Origin of the sequence: Streptomonospora litoralis, from assembly GCF_004323735.1 — a bacterium.
In the GTDB taxonomy this organism is placed as follows: Bacteria; Actinomycetota; Actinomycetes; order Streptosporangiales; family Streptosporangiaceae; genus Streptomonospora; species Streptomonospora litoralis.
In genome coordinates, this window is sequence record NZ_CP036455.1 from 2425333 (window position 1) to 2436552 (window position 11220).

The 11220-nt window shown below is 73.7% G+C and carries 8 protein-coding genes; 7 read left to right on the forward strand and 1 reads right to left on the reverse strand.

What is annotated here, in order from left to right; genetic code table 11:
• Window positions 1–73: 73 nt before the first annotated feature.
• The 7 genes from trpB to EKD16_RS10540 all read left to right on the forward strand — a co-directional run bounded on the left by trpB (window position 74) and on the right by EKD16_RS10540 (window position 7581).
• Complete coding sequence (gene trpB, locus EKD16_RS10510; RefSeq protein ID WP_131098220.1) at window positions 74–1312, forward strand: tryptophan synthase subunit beta; 1239 nt, start codon at window positions 74–76, stop codon at window positions 1310–1312.
• A gap of 62 nt (window positions 1313–1374) precedes the next feature.
• Window positions 1375–2193, forward strand: a complete 819-nt coding sequence (gene trpA / locus EKD16_RS10515; protein ID WP_131102336.1) for a tryptophan synthase subunit alpha — start codon at window positions 1375–1377, stop codon at window positions 2191–2193.
• A gap of 285 nt (window positions 2194–2478) precedes the next feature.
• On the forward strand, window positions 2479–2997 hold the full coding sequence (locus EKD16_RS10520; RefSeq protein ID WP_242677326.1) for a MauE/DoxX family redox-associated membrane protein: 519 nt from the start codon (window positions 2479–2481) through the stop codon (window positions 2995–2997).
• A gap of 180 nt (window positions 2998–3177) precedes the next feature.
• Window positions 3178–4200, forward strand: coding sequence for a DsbA family protein (locus EKD16_RS10525; RefSeq protein ID WP_131098222.1), 1023 nt, complete (start codon window positions 3178–3180; stop codon window positions 4198–4200).
• Window positions 4201–4239: 39 nt separating this feature from the next.
• Window positions 4240–5361, forward strand: coding sequence for a prolipoprotein diacylglyceryl transferase (gene lgt, locus EKD16_RS10530; RefSeq protein WP_131098223.1), 1122 nt, complete (start codon window positions 4240–4242; stop codon window positions 5359–5361).
• Window positions 5358–6467, forward strand: a complete 1110-nt coding sequence (locus tag EKD16_RS10535; RefSeq protein WP_242677327.1) for a hypothetical protein — start codon at window positions 5358–5360, stop codon at window positions 6465–6467. Before lgt ends, EKD16_RS10535 begins: the two co-directional genes overlap by 4 nt.
• A 388-nt stretch (window positions 6468–6855) precedes the next feature.
• Window positions 6856–7581, forward strand: coding sequence for a hypothetical protein (locus EKD16_RS10540; RefSeq protein ID WP_131098224.1), 726 nt, complete (start codon window positions 6856–6858; stop codon window positions 7579–7581).
• Between the two features lie 191 nt (window positions 7582–7772).
• On the opposite strand, the gene EKD16_RS10545 is transcribed toward EKD16_RS10540, so the two are convergent.
• Window positions 7773–9551: a bis-aminopropyl spermidine synthase family protein gene (locus tag EKD16_RS10545; protein WP_131098225.1), complete on the reverse strand. Its 1779-nt coding sequence runs from the start codon at window positions 9549–9551 to the stop codon at window positions 7773–7775.
• Window positions 9552–11220: the final 1669 nt, after the last annotated feature.

Genomic DNA, 11220 nt, shown 5'->3' on the forward strand with positions numbered 1-11220 from the left:
GGTCGGGCCCCGCGTCCGGCCGCCGGCCGGTACCACCGCACAGGGCGCGCCGCGCGCCGACATGGAGAACCACATGCCATCCGCGACACCGGATTCCAACCAGCCCGACGCACGCGGGCACTACGGCCGCTACGGGGGCCGCTTCAGCCCCGAGGCCCTGATCGCGGCGCTCGACCAGGTCGCCGAGGAGTGGGAGAAGGCCAAGAACGACACCGGCTTCCGCGCCGAGCTCGACGCCCTGCTGCGCGACTACACCGGCCGGCCCAGCCTGCTCACCGAGGCGCCGCGGTTCGCCGAGCACTGCGGCGGTGCCCGCGTCTTCCTCAAGCGCGAGGACCTCAACCACACCGGGTCCCACAAGATCAACAACGTGCTGGGCCAAGCGCTGCTGACCAAGCGCATGGGCAAGACCCGGGTGATCGCCGAGACCGGCGCCGGCCAGCACGGCGTGGCCACCGCCACCGCGTGCGCGCTGATGGGCCTGGACTGCGTCATCTACATGGGCGAGGAGGACACCCGCCGCCAAGCCCTCAACGTCGCCCGGATGCGGCTCCTGGGCGCCGAGGTCGTGCCCGTCGCCGTCGGCAGCCGCACGCTCAAGGACGCCATCAACGAGGCGTTCCGCGACTGGGTCGCCAACGTCGAGACCACCCACTACCTGTTCGGCACGGTGGCCGGCCCCCACCCCTTCCCGGCGCTGGTACGCGACCTGCACCACGTCATCGGCGCGGAGGCGCGCACGCAGGTGCTCGACGCCACCGGGCGGCTGCCCGACGCCGTGGCGGCCTGCGTCGGCGGCGGCTCCAACGCGATGGGCATCTTCGCCGCCTTCGTGCCCGACACCGGCGTCGCCCTCTACGGATTCGAGGCCGGCGGCGACGGCGTCGAGACGGCCCGCCACGCCGCCGCGATCTCCGGGGGAGCGCCCGGCGTCTTCCACGGCGCCCGCACCTACGTGCTGCAGGACGAGCACGGCCAGACCCTGCCCAGCCACTCCATCTCGGCCGGGCTGGACTATCCCGCGGTGGGCCCCGAGCACGCCTGGCTGGCCGACAGCGGCCGCGTGTCCTACCGGGCGGTCACCGACGCCGCGGCGATGGACGCCTTCCAGCTGCTCAGCCGCACCGAGGGCATCATCCCGGCGATCGAGAGCGCCCACGCGCTGGCGGGCGTGCGCGAGATCGGCGCCGAACTGGGGCCGAACGGCGTGATCGTCGTCAACCTCTCCGGCCGCGGGGACAAGGACGTGGACACCGCCGCCTCCTACTTCGGACTCGTCGACACCGACCAGGACGGCGAGGTGCGGGCATGAGCGCGGCACAGCAGACCGGCGGCGCACACGCTGCGCCCGGCGGGCGAGACGAGCGAGGGACGATGAGCCAGACCACACTGCAGGCCGCACTCGCCCGCGCCGAAGCCGACGGGCGGGCCGCCCTCATCGGCTACCTCCCGGCGGGCTTCCCCGACGTGGAGTCCTCCATCCGGGTGATCGGCGCCATGGTCGAGGGCGGCTGCGACGTCATCGAGGTCGGCCTGCCCTACTCCGACCCGACCATGGACGGCCCGACCATCCAGCGTGCGGCCGACACCGCCCTGTCGGCGGGCACCACCCCCGCCGACGTGCTCCGAGTCGTGGAGGCCACCGCCGCCACCGGCGCCGCGGCGGTGGTGATGACCTACTGGAACCCCGTCGAGCGCTACGGGCCGGCGCGCTTCTGCACCGACCTGGCCGCGGCCGGCGGGGCGGGGGTCATCACGCCCGACCTCATCCCCGAGGAGGCCGACGACTGGTTCGCGGCCACCGACGCCGCGGGCCTGGACCGGATCTTCCTGGTCGCGCCCTCCTCCAGCGACGAGCGGCTCCGGCTGACGGCGCGTGCGTCCCGCGGCTTCGTTTACGCCGCATCCCTGATGGGGGTGACGGGCACCAGGGCCCAGGTCTCCGGTACCGCCGAGAAGCTGGTCGCCCGCACACGCAGCGCGATCGGCGCGGACGGGCCGTCGGTGTGCGTGGGCCTGGGCATCTCCAACCGCGCACAGGCCGCCGAGGTCGCCGCCTACGCCGACGGGGTCATCGCCGGCGCCGGGTTCTGCCAGCGGGTCCTGGACGCCCCCGACCTGGAGACGGGCATCGGCGCCGTGCGATCGTTCGCCGAGGAGTTGGCGCTGGGCGTGCGCGGCGAGCGCGGCTGAGGCGGCCGCGCCCCCGGGCGGCCGCGTGCACCAGCCCGCCCGGCCCGCTGATCCGCGGGCCGGGCGGGTAAGAGTTCCGTGTGAGTGCGTCCCCGGCGGCCTTCCGGGGGCATGAACCGACGGCCTGCGTCGTTACAGTGCAGCGAGAGGGCCCAGGCGTCGCGCTCGGCAGGGGAGGCGAGCCGACTCCCTGTGTCGCCGCGCGGACGTAGAGTAGTATCCGCACGGTGCGCACCTGATCCGGTGCTCTACCGCAGTGAACGACTCGCCCCCGGGAACACTTCATTGGACACCACACATCAGACGGCGCCGGGCAGCCGGCCGGCCGCGGCGCCGCGCCGATGGGCTGCCATCCAGCCCTGGGTCACCCTGCTGGCCCGCCTCGCCCTGGCCGGGGTGCTCGCCTACGCGGCCGCCAGCAAACTGCCGCCCGCACTGTCGGTGCAGTCCGTCGAGGCCTACCAGCTCTTCTCCGCCGACGTCAGCCGGGCCATCGGCTTCGCGCTGCCGCTGCTGGAGTTCGCGTTGGCGCTGCTGCTGGTGGTGGGCCTGGCCACGCGCTACGTCGGCGGGGCCTCGGGCCTGCTGATGATCGTGTTCATCGCGGGCATCGCCTCCGCGTGGGCGCGCGGGCTGAACATCGACTGCGGGTGCTTCGGGACCGGGGGCCCGGTCGCCGAGGGCGAGACGCAGTACGGACTCGACATCGCGCGCGACCTCGGGTTCCTCGCACTGGCCGCGGTCGTCACGATCTGGCCGCGCTCGCCGCTGGCATTGGACCGGCTGTTCGGTCTCTACCGCTGAGACCGGCGCCGGACGCACACCCCCGACCGCGGCGGCGGGCCGGGGGAACCGCCCCGGGCGACGGCGCCCGGCGCCCGGCGGCTGGACGGCGCGCCGCGGACGCACACAGGCGAACCGCGCCGCCCGGCGACGGCGGGCGGAGAAGACGACAGAGACTAGGGATTTCACGGTGATCGGCTGATGGGCAAGGCTGCGCGGGAAGCGTCTCGCGAACGACTCAGGCAGGAACGGGAGAGGGCCAAGAAGAGGTCTCAGCGCAACAAGGTGCTGGGCGTCGTCGGCGCCGCGGCAGCGGTCATCCTTCTCGTCGTGGGCGGCGGTTACTTCTTCTTCGCCCAGCAGAGCGCCCAGGAGCAGGCGTTCGCCAACCGCTACGAGCAGCTGCCGTCGCAGACGGTGCAGCAGGACGGCAGCGTCGTCCTCGCCGAGGAGGGCGTCCAGGCCCCGGTTGTCGAGGTCTACGCCGACTTCCAGTGCCCGGCCTGCAAGCAGTTCGAGACCGCGAGCGGCCCCACGCTGCAGAAGCTGGCCACCGAGGGCAAGGCCATCGTGCACTACCGGCCGGTGAGCATCTTCGCTCAGGCCCAGGAGCCGCTGAGCACCAACTCGCTGCGCGCCGCGGCCGCCGCCCGCTCGGCCGCCGACTACGGAAAGTTCGTCGAGTACCACGACCTGCTGTTCGAGAACCAGCCGGCCGAGGGCAGCCAGGGCTTCGCCACCGGCGACCTCAAGGAGTGGGGCGCGGAGATCGGCATCGACGACCCTGCCTTCGCGGAGCGCGTCGAGGCCGAGGCGCAGGTCGCCGACACCTTCACCGGCGACTACCTGCCCAAGCTCTCCGCGGCGGCCCAGGACCGGATGAGCGGATCCGAGATCCAGCAGACGGGGCTGGGCGGCCTCATCGAATGGGGCGACGCCAACGGCGTGGACAGCTCGTTCCTCCAGGACACCTACGTCAAGGAGGTCATCGATGCGACGTCGGCGGTCAAGGACCGGTACTCTTCCGGAGCGAACGCGTTCGGCGGCACCCCCGCGGTCTACGTCAACGGGCAGCAGATGGGCGACGCCGCCTTCTCCGGCGACGGAATCCGCGACGCCGTCTCGGAGGCGGGGCCCGGCGAGGTGAGCACCGAACCGCTCGCCGCCTCCGACGACTCGGGGGCGAGTGCCGACGCTTCGCCCGAGCCCACCGTGTCACCGTGAACGTAGTGCCACCCTGACCGCAAGGAACAGATCGCAGCGATGACCATTCCGCTGATCACCCCCGAGGGCGCGGCCGAGACCGGCCGCGCCCTCGCGGCCATCCCCAGCCCCGAGGTGAGCTCGTTCTCGCTCGGCCCCTTCACCATCCACTTCTATGCGCTGTGCATCCTGGCCGGCGTCATCGCCGCCGTGTTCTGGAGCGAGCGCCGCTGGGCCGCCATGGGCGGCGAAAAGGGCACCATCGTCGACATCGCCGTGCCCGCTGTACTGCTGGGGCTGGTCGGCGGTCGCCTCTACCACGTGATCAGCGACTACCAGCTCTACTTCGGTCCCGGGCGCAACCCGGTCGAGGCGCTCTACATCTGGAACGGCGGCCTGGGCATCTGGGGCGCCATTCCGCTGGGTGCGCTGGCCGTGTGGTGGATGGCCCGGCGCCGCGGGATCTCGCTGTCCAAGCTCTCCTTCGCAATCGCCCCGACCCTGCCGCTGGCCCAGGCGCTCGGCCGGTGGGGCAACTACTTCAACCAGGAGCTGTTCGGCAAGCCCACCGACCTGCCCTGGGCGGTGCACATCTCGCTGGACTACACCTACAACGCCAACGGGGCACCGCGTCCGGGTATGCAGCCGATCCCCGGAACCAGCACCGAGTACTACAGCTACTACCACCCCACGTTCCTCTACGAGTCACTGTGGTGTCTTGCACTCGCGGTGCTGCTCGCCTGGCTGGGCAGGCGATACGGTGACCGCCTGGCCGGTGGGCGGCTGTTCGCGGTCTATGTTATGGGCTACTGTGTGGGTCGGTTCTGGATCGAATACCTGCGCGTCGACCCTGCGCACGAGATCCTCGGCCTGCGATTGAACAACTGGACCTCGCTGCTGGTGTTCGCCGCCGCACTCGCCTACTTCCTCTGGGCCGGGCGACGGCTGGACGCCTTCTCCAGCCGGGTCCTGCCCGCAGGCCACGATGTCGGGACCGAGGTCTTCGACACCGACCCCGCCACCTCCGCGGACAGCGGAGGAGCCGACTCCGCCGACAGGGGCGGGAACGGGTCCCCCGACGGACCCGAGTCCGGCGCAGGCGCCACGGGGGGCGCCGGTCATGAGAAAGGCACAGCCGGACGGCCGGGAGGTACAGGCCCCGCGCCGTCCGAGGATGGATGAATGACCACGTGAGCACATCCGACTCCGCCGGCCGCAACGGCCGAGGGGGATCGCGCCGGGCCGATTCGGCCCGCGCACCCCGGGAGCGCTACGAGGACGAAGACGTCAACACCGACCGCGGAGCCGACGAGGGCGCCGACGGTTCCCGCACGCGCCGGGGCGGCAAGGCCCGCCGCCGGGGTGCGGACGGGCGCGGGGGCGCTCCGGGCGGCAGAACCGCCCGCGGCCGCCGCCCCGGGCGCTCCGGAGCGGGGGCCGACCCGGTATCCAGGTTCTCCGCCTCGGCGCTGCGGCGCGTCAGCGTCCTGGGCGACCGGCCCAGCCAGGTCGTCTACACCCTGGCCGAGCAGAGCCGGCGCAAGAACGGCACCGCGGTCCTCGCCGGGCTGCTGGTGCTATGCCTCACCTCGCTGGTGGGCCTGCTCGGCGTGCTGAGCTACCAGCTCGCCACCCAGACCGGGGGAACCTCCAGCCAGGCGGCCGTGGGCAGCGTCGTCGCCCCTCCCGAGGGGCACTCCACTCTGCTGCCCGAGATGTACCAGGCCCAGCCCCAAGACGAGGCCTTCGAGCCGATCGCCGAGCGGGGCGAGGGCTCCGGCGGACTGCCCGAGGACGGGGTGTTCGGCTCCGAAACCGAGGAGCTGGAGCTGGACGGCCAGAAACTGGTCCGCGACCAGTCCGAGGTGACCGATACCTGCACCAGCCTGGTGTGGGGCCGGGAGGTCGCCCAGACGCTGGTCGACGGCGAGTGCACCTCGGCCGCCAGCGCCGTCTACCTGAGCGGCGGCGAGAAGTACATCGCCCAGTTCACGCTGTTCGACCTGGCCGACGTCGATGCCGCCACGAACGCGGCCACGGCGCTCGACCCCCAGGACCCGTCGATCGCCCCGGGCTTCCTACTGCCCCGGAAGAGCGGCGTCGAGGGGCTGCACGAGGGGTACAGCCAGGCCACCGCCCAGGTCATGGGGCACTACCTCGCGGTGTACTGGGTGGCGCGCACCGACGGCGAGAAGCCCGGGGAAAGCGACACCCTGTCCACGCTCAACGTGGCGGCGATGAACGCCTCCACGTGGGTCTACCGCCAGGTCGGCGAGGCCGAGCAGTAGCCGGGACAGCCCAGGCCGGTGCCGGTCGGGCGCGGGCCCGACCGGCACCCGCGGCGCAGCGGCGGCTGCAGGGCCACTCGACGTCCGGCACCTAAGGGCTGAGGCCGGGACGGTCCGGGTTCTTCTGCAAGCTAGGATTTGCGCACCGGCGGCATGGTCACACGCGGCGTCCGCCGTCCCACCCCGCTGAATGCGAACAGCCCCCGCGACCGTCCGAGAGGTTCTGGTGTCTTCTAAGTCGTCTGTGTCCGGTACCCCCGGCCGGCGGAGGAAAAGCGACGAGGCCGACTCCATCGAGGGTTTGGCAGCGGCTCCCGCCCGCCGCAAGGGAGCCCGCCGCCGGCGCCGGGGCTCCTCGCGCGCACGGTCGCGGAGCAGGATGCTGCCGGTGCTGCTCGGCGCTCTCGGGGTCGCCGTGGTGGCGCTGGTGGTCGTGCTGGTGCTGCAGTTCGCGACCGGCGGCGCCGATGCGCCGGAGAACCCCGTGCCCGCCGCGTTCGAGATCCACGACTCCGGGACGGAGATCCTCGCCACCCGCGAGGCCGACTCCCGGCCGCTGAACAAGAGCGAGCTGTTCGGCGAGGACGCCAAGCAGATCGACAGCGAGAGCCAGGGCATCACCTTCGAGCTGCAGTCGTCGTCGCTGAGCGAGGACTGCGCCTCGGTCGTCTGGGGCGACGATGTCCGTACGGCGCTCTCCGAAGCCGACTGCACGCAGGCGGCACGGGCCGGATACACCTCCGACAAGTACGTCGGCGCCGTTGTGATGTTCAACCTGCGCGATCAGGAGGCCGGCCAGGCGGTCGCGACCGCGCTGCAGCCCCCGAAGGGCGAGCAGGCCCAGCCGGGCGGCTTCATCGCGGTGCCGACCCCCGAGGAGGACCCGTTCTCCAGCCTGGGAGCGGGTTACAGCGCCGCCGAGGCCACCGTCAGCGGCCACTACCTGACCGTGACGTGGGTGCAGTCGATCGACTCCGACGACCCGTCTCAGCGGGAGAGCCTCGTCTCGCCGATCATCGCGCTGAACAGCTTCCGCGACCCGCTCTACAACCGCGTCGTGCAGCTGGAGAACCTGCAGGAGGCCCAGCAGCAGAACTCCGCGCCCGCAGCCTGACCCGGCCTGCCGGATCCGGCACGCCGGCCCGCGGATACGACGAAGTCGCCCGGCTCCGCCCGAGGAATTTCCGCCGAGCCACGCGCTACACCGCCACCTCCTGCGGTGACACGCTCATCGGGTCCCGAGGGGGCCTGATCCGTGTGCAAGCGGCTCCGGACGACAGAGGGGGCCTGGCGGCGGCCGCGGGATCACCGCGACGCGTTCGCGCCGCCGCCGTCCGGGCTCTCGCGCGCCTCGACGATCGAGGCCGCGAGGTCGGCGGCCGCCGCGCGCAGCCGCTCCATGCGGTGGGCGGGCAGGTCCAGCAGCGTGTGCCCCTCCAGCCAGGGCGCCGCCGCGGCGACGGCATGGCGGGCGGTGCGCTTGTTGACCGGCACGTCGGCGGTCGCGGCCACGCGCACGAGCCCTTCGCGCAGGGTGGCGGACAGTCGGCCGTGCGCCCGCCGCTGGCAGTGCGCGAGCAGCCGCTCGTCCGCCGCCCCGCCGTCTGGTGCCTCGGCGGCCCGCACCGTTGTCAGGCGCGGCGCCGGTGTTCCGCGCATGAAGCGCACCTCGAAGCGCGGCGCGAGCAGCGCGGCCAGTTCGCGCTGTCCGTCCCTGTCGCGCACCTGCGGATGGTCGGCGGAGACCACCGCCGAGACCTCGGGGCCCGGTGCCGCCAGTACCACCCTGGCCAGCAGGTCCTCCCAGCCGCCGGTGAGGTCCACGGCGGCGCTGCCGCGCTCCGTCGGCGTCTCCAGCCACGTGGCCAGGCGGACGTGCCGCGGTGTGCGCGGTTCCCCGGACGCGCCGGCAGTCCGGGGGAGGGGCGCCAGCGCACCGCGCGGCCACTCGCCGACGGCGGTCTCGGCCGCGGCGTCCTCCAGCACGGCGCGAGCCTCGGCCTCCTGCAGCCCGCCGGCGGACTCCGCGGAGTTGGTGCCGCGGCTGTAGACCCGCGCCGCCGCCGCGCCGCGCGAGCCCTGGGGTGTGCGGCCGGTGGGCCGGAGCACGTACAGGTCGCTGGCCGCCCCGATCGCCTCGGCGCCCCGGTAGCGGTTGAAGTCCGGCCACAGCGCTTCGGTGACCAGGTCCAGCGCGCTCAGCCGCGACTGGGTCCGGGCGGTCAGGGCCGGGGTCGTCTCGCTGGCGCCGTAGGCCAGCAGCACCCGGCCGGCTCGGGGCGCGGCAAGGCCCTCGACGCCGCGGCGTACGAACAGTTCGACGCCCTCGGGGGTGTAGGGCGGATCGGTGAAGGCGAGGTCGCAGCTTTCGCGCAGCGCCGGGGGCAGGCCCAGCCGCAGGTCGGCGAAGTGGCACCGGACGTTTGCGCCCAGCCGCTCGGCGGCCGCGTCGATGTAGGACAGCATCCGCTCGTCGATGTCGACGACGACGGCCCGCAGGCCGGGGCAGACGAGGGCGGCGGCCAGTGAGGTGAGGTCGTGGTCGCCTACGCACAGCAGCCGCGCGCCGTCGAGCGCGAAGTGCGTCCGCAGCAGCAGCGCGCGCCGCAGCGCGGTCTCCGCGGTGGCGGCGACGTGGTCCAGGTCGGTGCGCGCGGCGGGCGCCTCGTCGACCAGGCGGCGCAGTTCGGCCGCCGCCTCCGCGTGGTCTCCGGCGAGGTGGCCGACCGGGTCGGCGGTGCCCGGCCGGTCGAAGCCGGCGTAGCCGCCGGCACGCCGCAGCCGGGCGTGCACAGCGCCGGTGTCCCACTCCAGTTCACCGTCCAGGGCGTCGAGCACGCCCTGGACGCTTCGGTGCGCCACCGCGGTCCGGCGCACCAGCTCACGCGGCGACCACCAGCCGCCGTCGGCGAGGGCTGCGAGTACGCGATGCAGCCGCCGCGCCGCGATGCCGTGGTCGTCGAGCAGCTCGCGCAGCCCGGGCGGTACCCCGTCGCCGTCCGTCGGCGGCGGGGGAGCGCAGTCGGATGTGCCACGGGCGGGGTCGGTGCGGCCGGTGCCGTCGGCCTCGGGATGTTCCTCCACCCCACGATCTTCGCGCACTCGGCGAGCGGGCGCGTACCCGCCGTCGGAGCCGGGAACGGGCGCGGTTGCGCGCGCCGGATGGGCTGCTGGGGGATGGGCTGCTGGGGGTGGGGTCCGCTGTGCGGTCTTGTTGGTCTGCCGGGTGGGGGGTGGTCTGTGGGAGAGGCGGCGGCGACGGTGGCGGACGGTCGGGCCCGCGGTCGCCGGTTCGGGTGCTCGCCGGTGGCGGCGGCCGACGAGGGGCGGCGACGGCGGCGCGGGGTGGCGCCTGCGGTCGTCGGTTCGGGTGCTCGCCGGTGGCGGCGCCCGACGGGGGCGGCGAGTACGGCGGCGGGGCCGGGCCTGTGTGGTCGGGGCGGCGGTCACCGGCCCCGGCTGCGGGTGGTCGAGCCCGGGCGGCTGCCGCCCGGTTGTCGCGCGGGCCTGCGGGGCGGTGGGCGGCGGTCATGCGGCCGGGTCGGGGCCACGAGATGCACGTACGTGCGGCGGCATCGGCCTCGGCGTCGCCCCGAGGCGCCGCCCTCGCACCGTGATTCCGCGATACGAAACAACACGGGGTGTTTTGCCCACCAATGCCCGATTTCTCGGTGGGTCCGCCCCCGCGCTGCGGCGGCGGTGGCCCACGAGACGCGCCGAATGGCGCGAAAACAGTCCCGGAGTCACCCCATCGCGGGGTGGGGCAGTCGGCGGCCGCGCCTGGGCGCCACGAGCGACGTGTCGTCGCCCCCCGGACCCCGATCCGGCGCGCCACCGGGGGCGTGCGAGCACCCGCGACCGCGCCCCGCCGCGCGACCTCCGGCCGGCGTGGGCCCGGGTCGGAACACGGCGGCGGCGCCTCCCAACCCCCGCGCCCGCTATGTCCGACGTGCCGGAGTCGGCCGCGGCGATCGCGGCGGTCGTGGGCAAATTCCCAAAGAACGCCGCTGGATTTCGTCATACGGGCACGATCGTCGCGCCGCCCTGCGACATAACGGGCCCGCGAGCGCCTCCCGGCTCCCCGCCGTCCTCGCCGCCCCTCGCCGGCCGCCGCCACCGGCGGGCACCCGATCCGGTGACCGCGGGCCCGGCCATCCGCCACCGTTGCCGCCGCCGTTACCCATCAGGCCGCCCGTTTCCCGGCAGACCATCAAGGCCGCACAGCAGACCGCTGCCGCCCCGTCGGCCGCCGCCACCGGCGGGCACCCGATCCGGTGACCGCGGGCCCGGCCCCGCTGCCGCCGTCGCCGCCGCCTTTCGGACAGGCCACCTTCTACCCCGCAGACCGACAAGCCCGCCCAGCGGACCCGGGCCGCCCGCCCTCTCTCCTCGGGGCCGGTGTGGCGTGGGTCGCAGGGAATTCTCACCGCGGCTTTATGTCCGGTGTGTTGCCCGGGGGTACGCTGGGTGTGAACTGAGGCTGCCCCCGGTGCGCGGCGCCGGACGGGGGCGGGGTACGGTGCTTTCGTCCCGCATTGCGGTGATCTACCGAGACCGGGGCAAAAGGGATGTTTGCGCGGTGCTCCGCTTGGAAAGATCACGGCTAGCCCGAACGGGCGGGTCATCGCCGACCCTCTCGCCTCGGGTGCGAGGCCGCGAGCCTCACCGCACTGTGGCGGTGCTTGGTCTAGACCTAACGACTCACGTCGGGGCTGGACCGCAGGTATAACAGACTACTTACGTCGTGTGGCCA